We start from the raw sequence: 13,318 nt of genomic DNA on the forward strand, positions 1-13,318 counted from the left end.
AAACGCGAATTCGCGCGTTCGGCCCGGGGCGAGGCCGGCGGCAATTTCCGCCGCCTCAATGGGAATCGTACCCGATCCGCACATGGGGTCCACCACGGGTTCGCGGCCATCGTAGCCGCATTGGCGCAAAAAGGCCGCCGCCATGGTTTCGCGCAGGGGGGCCTTGCCGACAGCCTGCTTGTGCCCGCGCTTGTGCAAGGCTTCGCCCGTGGTATCGAGGCTGAGGGTGACGCGGTTGTCCTCGATCCGGACCTTCAGGACGAGTTCCGCTGCCGCATCGACCGTAAATCCGTGAGAGTCGCGCAGCGCCGTTTCGATCCGCTGGGCGGCGGCACCGGCATGGTAAATCTTGGACTTCCGGCTCGTGACCTGCACCTGCAAGGGGACCTCCGCACGCAGCACTTTGCCCCATTCGAACCGCCGGGCGCGCTTGTCCAACTGGGCAAGGTGGAATGCCATGAAGCTGCCGATCCGCGCCAGGACCCGGGTTGCGCAGCGCAATTCCAGATTTGCGCGCCAGACCTCGGGCCATCCTCCCCTGATGGTGACCCCGCCATTGTTCGCTGTGGGATCGGCGAATCCCTTCTCCTGCGCTTCGGCCAGCAAAGCGGTTTCCAGCCCCGGGGGACAGACGAGGTAGATTTCGAATTCATCCATACGGGCTGTCTATGCCCTGCCTTACAGGGAGAGAAGGGCAAACCGCCCTACTTGCGCCACGAAGCCCACGAACCGTGCCGGAAGAAAGGCGAAGAATTAATGCGAAAGCCATCGTTCTTTCACGATTCGCCTTCAGGATGGGGTCATGCCACTGATATTGTCATACCGCCAAAAAAGGGAAAGCGACCACCGGAACCGGGCCAAGCTGGCACGCAGGCTTGGCAAATTGTCCGGTCTGGCCCTGTCGATCACCATCGGCGTCACCCTGCAGAGCGAACCGGAACTGCGCGAGGCGCTGCGCGGCATCGCGATGCCGCAGGCCGCAATCGCCGCCACCCAGCGCGACGGCGACAAGGCGGGTCAACGTGCGGAAGTGGGCACGCAGCCCTATCAGCTTGCCCAACGCGCGGCAGGCTCTCCGCGACTTGTCATGCCAGTCGCGGCAGTCATCACCCCCGCCGCTGCCGGTTTCGCAGCGCGCCAGATTCCGGCGCGCTACGTTCTTCGCTGACGATTGCCGATCAGGCGATCTTTACCACTTCGATATCGAACTGAAGATCCTTGCCAGCCAACGGGTGGTTCGCATCAAGCGTCACGCTCGCCTCATCCACGGAAACGACCGTCACCGGCATCGCCTGCCCATCGGGCGTCTGCATCTGCAACTGGGTGCCCGGTTCCAGCGGAATGTCCGCCGGGATGCCTTCCCGCGGGATGGACTGCTGCATTTCGGGGTTCACCGGGCCATAGGCTTCGGCGCTGTCGACCTTGACGGTCTTGCGCTCACCTTCGTTCATGCCGGGCAGCGCATTGTCGAGCCCGGGAATGATCTGGCCCGAACCCACGACGAATTCCAGCGGGTCGCGCCCTTCGGAACTGTCGAACGTCGTGCCGTCCTGCAGGGTGCCTGTGTAGTGAATCTGTACGGTATCGCCTGATTTGACCTCAGCCATCTGAATACTCCGGAATATAAAGGAAAAAGGGGGGAGGCCACGTATCTGCGCGGGTGCTCCGATTCGGCACGCACCCTGAAGAAGTTGACCCCAAGAGTAAACCCCTGCCCCGGACCGCGCAATTTCCGCTCTTTTCCCCGCTTCGGCCCCATGACAGTCTGGCGGTATCAAAAAGGGAGCCGGTATGCCCGTTACCACCTGTATCTTCGACGCCTATGGTACATTGTTCGATGTCAGCGCCGCCGCAAGGCGCGCGGCCTCCGAACCGGACCACAGGGATATCGCGGACGACTGGCCGCGGATCGCGGAATTCTGGAGGCAGAAGCAGCTGCAATATTCGTGGATTCGGGCGATCACCGGGGCCCACACCGATTTTTGGCAGGTCACGCAGGACGGGCTGGACTGGACGCTGGAAAAAACCGGCCACGCCAGGGATGCCCAATTGCGCGAAAGGCTTCTGGCACTCTACTGGGAGCTTCAGGCCTATCCTGAGGTGCCTGCCATGCTGGCCACGCTGAAGCAGGCCGGGCTGAATACCGCGATCCTGTCCAACGGCTCCCCCGGCATGCTGGAAGGTGCGATCAAATCTGCCGGTATCGGCGACATGCTGGACGATTGCCTTTCGGTCGAAAGCGTCGGAATTTTCAAACCGAACGGTCAGGTCTACGATCTGGTGACGGATCGTTTTGGCTGCACCAAGTCAGAGGTGCTCTTCGTATCGTCGAACGGCTGGGATGCAGCGGCGGCGAAAGGCTATGGTTTCGTGACAGCTTGGGTCAACCGGGGTGGCGATCCGGTGGATCGTCTGCCCTGGAAGCCAGACAGCGTACTGACCGATCTTTCGGGAATCCCGGATCTTGCGGCCTGAGCCGCGTGACGATGGACCGAGGCGTGAAGGAAATGGAATGAACATCGAAATGATCCGGGCCGCCGCCGCGCGGCTCGCCGGACATGTGCGCGAGACCCCATTGCTCAATGCGCCGTTGCTGGACGAAATCGCCGGGCGGCGGGTCTGGATCAAACCGGAATGTCTGCAGCATACCGGCAGCTTCAAGTTTCGCGGTGCCTATTCCGCGCTTTCGGCGCTGGCGGAAGAGGTCCGCGCCAAGGGGGTCATTGCCTATTCCAGCGGCAATCACGCGCAGGGTGTCGCGCTGGCCGCGCGAATGCACGGGGCCCCGGCGGTCATCGTCATGCCCGAGGATTCGCCGCAACTGAAGATCGCCAATACGCGCGCCTATGGCGCCGAGGTAGTCCTCTATGACCGGAACAGGGAGAGCCGGGAAGACATCGGCGCCGAACTGGCGCGGACACGGGGCCTCACCCTGATCAAACCCTATGACGAGCCGCAGGTCATCGCGGGCCAGGGCACAATGGGGCTGGAGATTGCGCGGCAGGCCGCCGCACTGGGCATCACGCAGGCCGATGTGGTGATCTGCTGCGGCGGGGGCGGTCTGACGTCCGGCACAGCACTGGCGTTCGAGGCCGAAGCCCCCGGGCTGCGCGCCCGCCCGGCGGAGCCCGAAGGGTTTGACGATACCACCCGGTCGCTGGCCGCAGGGCGCATTCTGCGCAATCCCGCCATGGGCGGTTCCATCTGCGATGCCATCGTGACGCCGCAGCCCGGGGATATTACCTTTCCCATCATGCAACGGCTGGCCGGGCCGGGCATCGCTGTCACCGACGCGGAGGCATTGCAGGCCATGGCTCATGCCTTCAACCGGCTGAAACTGGTAGCCGAACCCGGTGGCGCCGTGGCGCTTGCGGCGGTGTTGTTTCACCCCGAGGCCTTCGGCGATACTGAAAAGGTGATCGTCACCATTTCGGGCGGAAACGTGGATGCGGACATCTTCGCCCGGGCGCTGGAGACGTTGCACTAAGCCGCGCAGTTCAGGGCGCACCACCACGGAAGGGAGATCACCATGCATCTTTTCGACACCGGCGAGGTCCGGCTGCACTACCGCGACGAGGGCCCGCGCGATGGCCCGCCGGTCGTTTTCGCGAACTCGCTGGGAACAGACATGCGCCTGTGGGATCCGGTGCTCCCCCATCTTCCCGAAGGTCTGCGGATTATCCGCTATGACAAGCGCGGGCACGGATTGTCGAGCTGCCCGCCCGCCCCCTATGCCATGGGCGCACTGATCACCGACGTCGAACGCCTGCTGGATCACCTGAACGTACGCGAATGCGTGTTCGTGGGGCTGAGCATCGGGGGAATGATCGCGCAGGGGCTCGCCGTCAAACGGCTCGACATCGTGCGGGCGCTGGTTCTGTCGAACACCGGCAGCAAGATCGGCACCCGGGCAATCTGGGCCGAGCGGATAGACACCGTTCTGCGCGACGGTATCGAAACCCTTGCCGATGCGGTCATGGAACGCTGGTTCTCCAAGGAGTTCCGGGACACGCCCGAACTGGAGCTGTGGCGCAACATGCTGGTCCGGCAGGAGCCGCAGGGCTACGCTGGGTGTTCCGCCGCGATCTCGCATACCGATTTTATGACCCCCACAAGCGGGCTGCGCCTGCCTGCACTCGGCATCGCGGGCACCGAAGACGGCTCCACCCCGCCCGATCTGGTGCGCGAGACGGTAGAATTGATCCCGGCCAGCAAGTTCGCCCTGATCCGCAAGGCGGGCCATCTGCCCTGCGTCGAACAGCCCGAGGAATACGGCCGTATCCTCACCGATTTCCTCAAGGGGGTGGGGCATGTCTGACCAGTTGTTCACGCGAAAGGGACGGCGCTGACATGGCGGCTTCGGTTTTCGACAGCCCGCTTTTCGCGCGCCTCTTCGACACCGGCGAGACGGGGCGGCTGTTTTCCGATACGGCAGCGATCCGGGCGATGCTGCTGGTCGAAGGTGCGCTTGCCAAGGTGCAGGGCAGTCTCGGCGTGATCCCCGAGATCAGTGCCGCTGCCATCCACCGGGCGAGCCTTGAAATACAGATCGATCCCGGGGCGCTGGCCGCCCCCACGGGCGAAAACGGCGTTTGCGTGCCGGGGCTCGTCGCTGCCTTCCGCCAAGAGATGCAGGCCCCCGAACACACGCAATACGTCCATTGGGGGGCCACCAGTCAGGATATCATCGACACAGGGCTGATGTTGCGCCTGCGGCAGGCGCTGCTGCTGGCGGAAACCGACCTACGCGCCATCCTCGGCACGTTGGGGCGGGCCGCGGGTGAACACGCCAGCCTACCGATGCCGGCCCGGACATGGGGGCAGATCGCCACACCGACGTCATGGGGGGCGGTCATCGCAGCCTTCGGCGCGCCCTTGGCGGATGCCTTGGAGGAATTGCCTGCGCTGCGTCAGGGCGCGCTCTGGGTGTCGCTCTCTGGCGCGGCGGGAACGGCCTCTGCCCTTGGTCCGCAGGCCGGGGAAACCCGCGCCGCACTGGCCGGCGCGCTCGGGCTCGTCGATCCGGGGCGAAGCTGGCACACCGACCGCACCCCGATCCTGCGCATCGCGGACTGGCAAGGCCGCGTAACCGCAGCTTTGGGCCATATCGGGCAGACGTTGCTGGGCCTCACTGCCAGCGGCGTGGAAGAGGTGAGCCTCGGCGCGGTGGGCGCATCCTCCACCATGCCGCAGAAACAGAACCCGGTAGGGCCCTCGGCGCTGGTGGCGCTCGGCCACCAGTTCACCGGGCTGCGCGCGGGCCTGCAGGCCGCCGCCGCGCATCAACACCAGCGCGACGGGGCGGCATGGTTCGCCGAGTGGATGATGGTCCCGCAACTCACGCTTACCTGCGCGGCAGCACTCGGGCAGGCGAACCGTCTGACCGCCAGCCTCGGCCCGCAACCCATCCGGATGCACGCGACGCTCGACGAAGGGATCGGGCTTGTCCATGCCGAGGCGCTGAGTTTCGCGCTGACCGACAGGATGCCCCGGCCCGAAGCACAACAGGTCACCAAGCGGCTCTGCCGCGATGCACAGGAAAAACGCGTACCGCTGGCGGAACTGGCAAGGGCCGACTACCCCGACCTGCCTCCAGACCTTTTCGATCCGGCCCGCCAGATGGGCGAGGCCCCCGCGATGGCCCGTGCCTTCGCCGAACGGGTCGCGAAACTCTGATCCATGCGCGCGGCGACGGTCTTCATCCTGATCACCGTGGTGATCGACGCCATGGGAATCGGCTTGATCGTACCCGTGATGCCCGACCTTATCCGCGAGGTGACCGGGGGCGATCTGGCGCGCGCGGCGGTCTGGGGCGGCGTGATGGCTACCAGTTTCGCCGTGATGCAATTTCTCTTCAGCCCGGTGGTGGGCGCCCTGTCGGACAGGTTCGGGCGCCGGCCGGTGCTGCTGGGCTCACTTGCCGTGATGGCGGCGGATTACATCGTCATGGCGCTGGCGGGGACGATCTGGCTGCTGCTACTGGGCCGCCTTGTGGGTGGCGTGACAGCCGCGACACAGGCGACCGCTTCCGCCTATATGGCGGATGTCACCCCACCCGCACGGCGTGCTGCTGCCTTCGGCCTCATCGGGGCGAGCTTTGGCGTGGGCTTCGTGCTGGGCCCGCTGATTGGCGGGCTGCTTGCAGGCTACGGCACCCGCGCGCCGTTCTGGGCGGCGGCGCTGCTTGCGTCAGGCAATGTCGTCTTCGGCTGGTTCGTTCTGCGCGAAACGGTGACGCGGGCGAACCGGCGCCCGGTGTCATGGCGGCGCGCCAATCCGCTGGGCGTCGTACGGCATCTGGGCCGTCTGCCCGGGCTGGGCCGGTTGCTGGGGATCTATTTCCTCTATCACGTGGCCTTTGCCGTCTTTCCCGCCGTCTGGGCCTATTTCGCGCAGGAGCGGTATGGCTGGGGCCCCGGAACAATCGGCATTTCGCTGGGAGTCTACGGTACCGCGATGGCGCTGGTGCAGGGCGTGTTGATCCGCCCGCTGCTGACCCGTGCGGGAGAAGCCGGTATCGTGCTGGCGGGGTTCTTCTTTTCCATTCTCAGTTACACGCTGCTCGCCTTCGTCGGATCGGGGGGCATCGCGCTGGTGCTCACGCCGCTTGCGGCATTGGCCGGGGTCATTCCCCCCGCGTTGCAGGGCATCATGTCCCGGAGGGTCGGCGCGGATGCACAGGGTGAACTGCAGGGCGCACTCACCTCGGCGTCTTCGCTTGCGATGATTCTTTCCCCGCTTGCGATGACATGGTCCTTTGCTGCCTTCACCCGGACGGGCGCGCCGGTCTACCTGCCCGGCGCTCCCTTTCTGCTGGCGCTGGGGCTTTCACTGCTGGGGCTTGCGCTCTTTCTCAGAAGGGCGCGAACAGGCAGCTGACGGTTGATTTACCGCAAGAGGCAAAAGCCGCTTGCGTCACTGGCGCGGAACGGCCACCTTCCGCCCCTGAACGAGACCTGAAAGGAACTGCCGTGGCCCTGATCAAAGCCGCCGTCTGCCATGAGTTCGGCACCCCCCTCACTATCGAAGAGGTCGATCTGCGCGCCCCCGAAGGCAGCGAAGTCGAGGTCGAACTGGATGCCGTGGCGATCTGCCATTCGGACATCTCCTTCGCCGGCGGCGCGTGGGGCGGATCGCTTCCGGCGGTCTATGGTCACGAAGCGGCGGGGCGCATTTCCGCGGTCGGTCCTTCCGTCCGGGGGCTCGCGCCGGGTGACAGCGTGGTCGTGACACTGATCCGCGCCTGTGGCACCTGCCCCAGCTGTGCCAGCGGCAAGCCGACGGTATGCGAAACGCCTTATGACGGCGACGCGGGCCCCCTCAAAACGAAGGACGGCGGCAAGCTGCATCAGGCCATGGCCTCCGGCGCCTTTGCCGAGAAGGTCGTCGTCGAACAGAACCAGGTGGTGAAGATCGGGGACGATATTCCCAAGGAGTCCGCCAGCCTTATCGCCTGCGGTGTCATCACCGGGGTCGGCGCCGTGGTGAACGCGGCCGGATTGCGCACCGGGCAGGACGTGGTGGTGATCGGCGCCGGTGGCGTTGGCCTCAACGCCATTCAGGGTGCCCGGATCGCCGGTGCACGGCGGATCGTGGCCGTGGACATGAGCGAGGAGAAACTGCAGATCGCCCGTGAATTCGGCGCGACCGACGGTGTGCTCGCCACCGGCAAGAGCCCTTGGCGTGATGCCAAGAAAGCCATGGGCCGGGGTGCCGACGCGGTGATCGTTACCGTCGGTGCCATTCCCGCCTATGACACCGCGCCGCGCTACCTTGCGGGTGGCGGCAAGGTCATCATGGTGGGTATGCCCCATTCCGGCGCGATGTCCACCTATGAACCCGTAATGCTGGCGGCGACAGGTCAGGGAATGGTCGGCTCCAAGATGGGCGACGTGGTCGTGCAGCGGGACATTCCGTGGATGGTTGACCTTTACCGTCAGGGACGCCTGAAGCTGGATGAGTTGATTTCCGGTCGCTGGACGCTGGACCAGATCAACGAAGCCATCGAAGACACCAAGACAGGCGCGGCGCGGCGGAACGTGATTATCTTCGACCGCTGAATCTTGCCGCCCCGCCGGAAAGGAGAGCATGGCCATGCAACTGACCGAAGCGACGCTGCAATCCGGCGGGGACATACTGGCGCTGACCACCGCCGCCGGGGAACGCCTGCGGTTCCATGCGGTCTGGCTGCGCGACAACGCGCAGGAAGACTGGGCGCGCGACCCCGGTAACGGGCAGAAACTGACCACCCTTGCCGACCTGCCAAAGGACTGCCGCCTGAGCGATGCGACACTGGAGGGGAAGTCGGTCACCGTCACCTTCGCCGCCGATGATCGCAAGGCGCGGTTCGACGGCGACTGGCTTGCCGCCCATGCCTACGACAGGCCGCAGCCGCGCGAAGCGGGCCGTCTGCCCGAGGGCGCGAAGGCTTGGGACAATGCGCTTAGTGATGATCTGCCGTCTTCCGATCTGGCGGCATTGCAGGACCGGGGGGAGGCCTTGCGCAGCTGGCTCGCCGCACTGCGCCGCTACGGGGTGGCCAAGGTCACTGGCCTGCGCAAGGAACCGGGCGCGCTTTTCGATGTTGTCGATCTTTTCGGCCATGTGCGCGAAACCAACTATGGTCGGCATTTCGAAGTCCGGACAGAGGTGAACCCCGTGAACCTCGCCTACACCGGGCTTGGCCTTCAGGCCCATACCGACAACCCCTACCGCGATCCGCAACCGACGGTGCAGGTTCTTTGCTGTCTCGAAAACAGCGCCGAGGGCGGCGACAGCATGGTGGTCGATGGTTTCGCGGCCGCCCGCCGGCTGCAGCAAGAGGACCCCCGCGGCTTTGATCTACTGTCGCAGCATTGCGCGCGGTTCAGCTACACCGGCTCCGCTGGCGTGGCGCTTCACGCGCGCCGCCCGCTGATCGAGCTTTCCCCCGACGGTGTTCTGCAGGCGGTGCGGTTCAACGCGCGTTCGGCGGCACCCTTCACCGATGTACCCTTTGACCGGATGGCCGATTATTACGCGGCCTACCGGCGCTTTGCCGCGATCATCGACGATGAGGCGATGCAGGTCAGGTTCAAGCTGGCACCGGGCGAAGGGTTCGTGGTGGACAACACCCGCGTGCTGCATGCCCGCAAGGGCTACAGCGGGTCGGGCACGCGCTGGCTGCAGGGATGCTATGCCGACAAGGATGGCATCCTCTCCACTCTCGCGGCACTGGAAGGAGCCGCGGCATGAATACGACCGAGACGCTGACCACCGGCACCATCGTCGAGTTCATAGGCGACATCTTTGCCCGCAGGGGCGCCGAAAGCTATCTGGGCGAACGTGTGACCATGTCACAGCATATGCTGCAGGCCGCGCAACTGGCAGAGGAAGCCGGTGCCTCCGAACGCACCATCGTCGCGGCACTGCTGCATGACATTGGCCATTACACCAATGAATTCCCCGACGACGCGCTGGCACAGGGCACCGACAACCTGCACGAAGAAGCGGGCGCGCGGGTGCTTGCGCCATTCTTTCCCAATGAGGTGACAGACCCGATCCGCCATCACGTGGCGGCCAAACGCTATCTCTGCGCCACCGACCCCGCCTATTTCGACAAGCTCAGTCCGGCTTCGGTACATACGCTGAACCTGCAGGGCGGGCCGATGGATGCCGATGAAGTACGGCGCTTCGCCGCTGAGCCGAATCTGGATGCGATCCTTCAGGTCCGGATCTGGGACGACGCCGGCAAGGACCCGGCCCGGCAGACGCCTGGCTTCGATCACTACGCGCCCATGATACAACGGGTCGCGGACGCGCACGCAGGGGGGACCCCATGAAGCTACAGGATCTCGGCATCATCGTCACAGCGCCCCCCGCACCGGGCTGGGGCGGGCGGTACTGGATATTGGTGAAGCTCACGACCGACAGCGGTGTGACCGGTTGGGGGGAATGCTATGCATCCTCGGTCGGTCCCGAGGCGATGCGCCACGTGATCGAGGATGTCTTTGCCCGCCACATGCAGGGCGAAAACCCGGAAAACATCGAACTGATGTTCCGCCGGGCCTATTCCTCGGGCTTCACCCAGCGACCGGACCTGACGGTCATGGGCGCTTTCTCGGGTCTGGAAATCGCCTGCTGGGACATCCTCGGCAAGGACCGGGACCGCCCGGTGCATGCGCTCATCGGCGGCCGCATGAACGAACGGGTGCGCGCCTATACCTACCTCTATCCCCTGCCCCATCATGACATCACCGCGTTCTGGACCTCCCCCGAAATGGCGGCAGAGGCGGCGGCGGATTGCGTGGCGCGGGGCTATACCGCGATCAAGTTCGACCCCGCGGGCCCCTATACCCTGCGCGGCGGCCATATGCCCGCGATGGCGGACATTTCCCAATCCGTCGCGTTCTGCAAGGCGATCCGCGAAGCGGTAGGCGACCGCGCCGATCTGCTCTTTGGCACGCACGGCCAGTTTACCACCGCCGGGGCGATCCGGCTGGGGCAGGCGCTGGAGCCATACAGCCCCCTCTGGTTCGAGGAACCGATCCCCCCCGACAATGTCGCCGAGATGGCCCGCGTCGCGGGAGCGGTGCGCATTCCCGTCGCCACGGGTGAGCGGTTGACGACCAAGGCGGAATTCGCCCCGATCCTGCGCGCAGGCGCGGCAAGCATCCTGCAGCCTGCGTTGGGCCGGGCGGGCGGCATCTGGGAAATGAAAAAGGTCGCCGCAATGGCGGAGGTCTACAATGCCCAGATGGCCCCGCATCTCTATGCGGGACCGGTTGAATGGGCGGCCAACATCCACTTCGCCGTCTCCATCCCCAACCTGCTGATGGCCGAAACCATCGAAACCCCGTTCCACGATCAACTGATCCGGGGCTGCATCCGGGTGGAGGACGGTTTCGTTACCGCACCCACTGCCCCGGGCCTCGGCATCGATGTGGACGAAGACCTCGCCCGCGCGCATGCCTACACGGGTAACGAGCTGCATCTGCAGATGCAGGAAGACCCCTGCAATTACGTCGAGGGCAATACCTTCGCCGGGGGCGCGCCACCGCTGGAGGAGTAACGCCCGCCATGGTGCAGCGGGCGCGGAGAGGTGTCAGCCGTCGGCCACCACCTTCTGACGCTGCCTACCCATGCCCGCGATTTCGCATTCCACCACGTCGCCGGCCTTCAGATAGAGGGGCGGCTTCATTCCCATGCCCACCCCCGGCGGCGTGCCGGTGGAAATGACATCCCCGGGATGCAGCGTCATCAACTGGCTGAGATGAGAGATAATCTCGGCCACCGAAAAAATCATGGTTTCGGTACTGCCGGACTGGCGCGTCTCGCCGTTGACGGTGCAGGACATCGTCAGCGCCTGCGGGTCCGGCACCTCATCCGTCGTGACGAGCCATGGGCCCAGCGGGCCGAAACTGTCGCAGGATTTGCCCTTGGTCCACTGCCCGGTCAGCTTGGCTTGAAAGTCCCGCTCCGACACGTCATTGATGACGCAATAACCGGCCACGTGTTCAAGCGCGTTTTCCGCGGAGACGTATTTGCAACGGGTGCCGATCACCACGCCCAGTTCCACTTCCCAATCTGTCGCCGTCGAGCCCCGCGGCAGTACGAGATCGTCGTTCGGCCCGCAGATAGCCGAATTGGCCTTGAGAAAGAGGATCGGGTGTTCAGGGATCGCCATGCCCGCTTCTTCCGCGTGATCGCGGTAGTTCAGACCGATACAGAGGAACTTGCCCACGCCGCCCACGCAAGCACCGATGCGCGTATCGTCGGGCAGGACCGGCAGCGTATCGAGGTCGAGCCGCGACAAGGCCGCGAGGCTGGCGACCGACAGCGCAGGGCCGTCCACATCCGCGAAATGCTCCCCCAGATCGCGCAGTTTGCCTGCGTCATCCAATATCGCGGCACGCTCCCGCCCCGGTTCTCCTACCCTCGCTAACTTCATGTTCGTGACCTTTCGAATGCGGCCCAGACGGCCTGGAAACCGGCGAAATCGATCGATCCGCCTTCGACGGCATCCAGCACGATCCGCTCCGATTCGAAAAGGGTAGCGATGGCGGTTTTCAGGCTTGGCATGACTTGCCCAAGTGGGCGGACCGGCCTTACCGCTCCACCCTCTTTACCAGTCTGAGTCAATTTTGCAGATCAGTAGAACGCTTGCAGCCCAGTCTGCGCCCGTCCGAGGATCAGCGCATGGACATCGTGGGTGCCTTCGTAGGTGTTCACCGTCTCGAGGTTCATCATGTGGCGGATCACCTGAAACTCGCCGGAGATACCGTTGCCGCCATGCATGTCCCGGCTCATCCGGGCGATATCCAGCGCCTTGCCGCAGTTGTTGCGCTTGACGATGGAGATCATCTCGGGCGCGGCATTCGCCGCATCCATGAGCCGCCCGACCTGAAGCGACGCCTGCAAACCCAATGCGATCTCGGTCTGCATATCCGCCAGCTTCTTCTGGAAAAGCTGCGTCTGGGCGAGCGGCTTGTCGAACTGCTTGCGGTCCAGCCCGTACTGACGGGCAGCGTGCCAACAGAATTCGGCTGCCCCCATCGCGCCCCAGCTGATACCGTAGCGCGCCCGGTTCAGACAGCCAAACGGCCCCTTCAGCCCCTGCACATTGGGAAGCAGCGCATCTTCGCCCACCTCCACGTTGTCCATCACGATTTCGCCGGTGATGGAGGCGCGCAGCGACAGCTTGTTGCCGATCTTCGGCGCGCTCAGCCCCTTCATGCCCTTTTCCAGCACGAAGCCGCGGATCTTGCCGCCGTGTTCTTCGGACTTCGCCCAGACGACGAAGACATCGGCAATGGGCGCGTTGCTGATCCACATCTTGGAGCCGCTGATGCGATAACCCGTGTCCGTCTTGACGGCGCGGGTCTTCATGCCTGCAGGGTCACTGCCCGCGTCCGGCTCGGTCAGCCCGAAACATCCGATCCATTCCCCGCTGGAAAGTTTCGGCAGATATTTCTTGCGCTGCGCTTCCGACCCATAGGCATAGATCGGATACATCACGAGGCTCGACTGCACGGACATCATGGAGCGATAGCCAGAATCCACGCGCTCGACCTCGCGCGCCACCAGACCGTAGGACACATAGCTGCCGCCCAGCCCGCCGTATTCTTCCGGAACCGTGACGCCAAGAAGCCCCATTTCGCCCATTTCACGGAAGATTTCCGGGTCTGTCTGCTCATTGGCAAAGGCTTCGATAACCCGCGGTTGCAGCTTTTCCTGCGCATAGGCACGGGCGCTTTCCTGGATCATCCGCTCATCTTCGCTGAGCTGGTCGGACAGGCGGAACGGATCCGCCCAGTCGAAATTACCCAGATCGGGGGCA

At 64.7% G+C, this 13,318-nt stretch carries 15 protein-coding genes; 10 read left to right on the plus strand and 5 right to left on the minus strand.

Annotated elements, in window-relative coordinates; all coding sequences use genetic code 11:
• A partial coding sequence (locus A3764_RS01835) for a THUMP domain-containing class I SAM-dependent RNA methyltransferase (protein WP_443069363.1) occupies positions 1 to 657 on the minus strand: 657 nt, incomplete at its 3' end.
• A 145-nt stretch (positions 658 to 802) separates the two neighbouring features.
• On the opposite strand from A3764_RS01835, the gene A3764_RS01840 reads away from it, so the two are divergent.
• Positions 803 to 1,168 (plus strand): hypothetical protein, encoded by a 366-nt coding sequence (locus A3764_RS01840; RefSeq protein ID WP_067927420.1) that lies wholly within the window; start codon positions 803 to 805, stop codon positions 1,166 to 1,168.
• 10 nt (positions 1,169 to 1,178) lie between these two features.
• Here the strand turns inward: A3764_RS01840 and A3764_RS01845 are convergent, their stop codons facing one another.
• Positions 1,179 to 1,607 (minus strand): FKBP-type peptidyl-prolyl cis-trans isomerase, encoded by a 429-nt coding sequence (locus A3764_RS01845; protein WP_067927417.1) that lies wholly within the window; start codon positions 1,605 to 1,607, stop codon positions 1,179 to 1,181.
• A gap of 184 nt (positions 1,608 to 1,791) precedes the next feature.
• Here A3764_RS01845 and A3764_RS01850 point away from each other — a divergent pair, with 184 nt between their 5' ends.
• The 9 genes from A3764_RS01850 to A3764_RS01890 all read left to right on the plus strand — a co-directional run bounded on the left by A3764_RS01850 (position 1,792) and on the right by A3764_RS01890 (position 11,050).
• Positions 1,792 to 2,475 (plus strand): haloacid dehalogenase type II, encoded by a 684-nt coding sequence (locus A3764_RS01850; RefSeq protein ID WP_067927413.1) that lies wholly within the window; start codon positions 1,792 to 1,794, stop codon positions 2,473 to 2,475.
• A 37-nt stretch (positions 2,476 to 2,512) separates the two neighbouring features.
• Entirely contained in the window at positions 2,513 to 3,487 is a 975-nt protein-coding gene (locus tag A3764_RS01855; RefSeq protein ID WP_067927410.1) for a threonine ammonia-lyase, read from the plus strand.
• Positions 3,488 to 3,529: 42 nt separating this feature from the next.
• Entirely contained in the window at positions 3,530 to 4,318 is a 789-nt protein-coding gene (gene pcaD / locus A3764_RS01860) for a 3-oxoadipate enol-lactonase (protein ID WP_067927409.1), read from the plus strand.
• 32 nt (positions 4,319 to 4,350) lie between these two features.
• Positions 4,351 to 5,676 carry a lyase family protein gene (locus tag A3764_RS01865; protein WP_067927408.1) on the plus strand — a complete coding sequence of 442 codons (1,326 nt, stop codon included), beginning with the start codon at positions 4,351 to 4,353 and terminating at the stop codon, positions 5,674 to 5,676.
• 3 nt (positions 5,677 to 5,679) lie between these two features.
• Positions 5,680 to 6,879: a TCR/Tet family MFS transporter gene (locus tag A3764_RS01870; RefSeq protein ID WP_067927407.1), complete on the plus strand. Its 1,200-nt coding sequence runs from the start codon at positions 5,680 to 5,682 to the stop codon at positions 6,877 to 6,879.
• Positions 6,880 to 6,971: 92 nt separating this feature from the next.
• The gene (locus A3764_RS01875) at positions 6,972 to 8,060 is read left to right on the plus strand and encodes a Zn-dependent alcohol dehydrogenase (protein WP_067927406.1); all 1,089 of its coding nucleotides are present in this window, start codon (positions 6,972 to 6,974) and stop codon (positions 8,058 to 8,060) included.
• A gap of 28 nt (positions 8,061 to 8,088) precedes the next feature.
• A complete protein-coding gene (tmpA, locus tag A3764_RS01880; RefSeq protein WP_443069120.1) occupies positions 8,089 to 9,234 on the plus strand; it encodes a 2-trimethylaminoethylphosphonate dioxygenase in 1,146 nt (381 codons plus the stop codon).
• A complete protein-coding gene (tmpB, locus tag A3764_RS01885) occupies positions 9,231 to 9,821 on the plus strand; it encodes a (R)-1-hydroxy-2-trimethylaminoethylphosphonate oxygenase (protein WP_067927404.1) in 591 nt (196 codons plus the stop codon). Before tmpA ends, tmpB begins: the two co-directional genes overlap by 4 nt.
• Positions 9,818 to 11,050 (plus strand): mandelate racemase/muconate lactonizing enzyme family protein, encoded by a 1,233-nt coding sequence (locus A3764_RS01890; RefSeq protein WP_067927402.1) that lies wholly within the window; start codon positions 9,818 to 9,820, stop codon positions 11,048 to 11,050. The genes tmpB and A3764_RS01890 overlap by 4 nt, the downstream gene beginning before the upstream one ends.
• Positions 11,051 to 11,083: 33 nt before the next feature.
• Here A3764_RS01890 and A3764_RS01895 read toward each other — a convergent pair whose 3' ends face one another.
• The 3 genes from A3764_RS01895 to A3764_RS01900 all read right to left on the minus strand — a co-directional run.
• A complete protein-coding gene (locus A3764_RS01895) occupies positions 11,084 to 11,929 on the minus strand; it encodes a fumarylacetoacetate hydrolase family protein (RefSeq protein ID WP_067927400.1) in 846 nt (281 codons plus the stop codon).
• Positions 11,926 to 12,060 carry a hypothetical protein gene (locus A3764_RS26210; protein WP_269084768.1) on the minus strand — a complete coding sequence of 45 codons (135 nt, stop codon included), beginning with the start codon at positions 12,058 to 12,060 and terminating at the stop codon, positions 11,926 to 11,928. Before A3764_RS26210 ends, A3764_RS01895 begins: the two co-directional genes overlap by 4 nt.
• 69 nt (positions 12,061 to 12,129) lie before the next feature.
• Positions 12,130 to 13,318: acyl-CoA dehydrogenase (locus tag A3764_RS01900; RefSeq protein ID WP_067951101.1), on the minus strand; the 1,189-nt coding region annotated here is incomplete at its 5' end.

Source organism: Sulfitobacter sp. HI0129 (assembly GCF_001635395.1).
Lineage (GTDB): Bacteria > Pseudomonadota > Alphaproteobacteria > Rhodobacterales > Rhodobacteraceae > Sulfitobacter.

Bases quoted from the DNA above. Each gene is read 5' to 3' on its own strand.
- pcaD (WP_067927409.1), top strand. From the start codon at position 3,530: ATGCATCTTTTCGACACCGGCGAGGTCCGGCTGCACTACCGCGACGAG.
- A3764_RS26210 (WP_269084768.1), bottom strand. From the start codon at position 12,060: ATGCCAAGCCTGAAAACCGCCATCGCTACCCTTTTCGAATCGGAGCGG.
- tmpA (WP_443069120.1), top strand. From the start codon at position 8,089: ATGGCCATGCAACTGACCGAAGCGACGCTGCAATCCGGCGGGGACATA.
- A3764_RS01870 (WP_067927407.1), top strand. From the start codon at position 5,680: ATGCGCGCGGCGACGGTCTTCATCCTGATCACCGTGGTGATCGACGCC.
- A3764_RS01850 (WP_067927413.1), top strand. From the start codon at position 1,792: ATGCCCGTTACCACCTGTATCTTCGACGCCTATGGTACATTGTTCGAT.
- A3764_RS01865 (WP_067927408.1), top strand. From the start codon at position 4,351: ATGGCGGCTTCGGTTTTCGACAGCCCGCTTTTCGCGCGCCTCTTCGAC.
- A3764_RS01845 (WP_067927417.1), bottom strand. From the start codon at position 1,607: ATGGCTGAGGTCAAATCAGGCGATACCGTACAGATTCACTACACAGGC.
- tmpB (WP_067927404.1), top strand. From the start codon at position 9,231: ATGAATACGACCGAGACGCTGACCACCGGCACCATCGTCGAGTTCATA.
- A3764_RS01895 (WP_067927400.1), bottom strand. From the start codon at position 11,929: ATGAAGTTAGCGAGGGTAGGAGAACCGGGGCGGGAGCGTGCCGCGATA.
- A3764_RS01840 (WP_067927420.1), top strand. From the start codon at position 803: ATGCCACTGATATTGTCATACCGCCAAAAAAGGGAAAGCGACCACCGG.
- A3764_RS01890 (WP_067927402.1), top strand. From the start codon at position 9,818: ATGAAGCTACAGGATCTCGGCATCATCGTCACAGCGCCCCCCGCACCG.
- A3764_RS01855 (WP_067927410.1), top strand. From the start codon at position 2,513: ATGAACATCGAAATGATCCGGGCCGCCGCCGCGCGGCTCGCCGGACAT.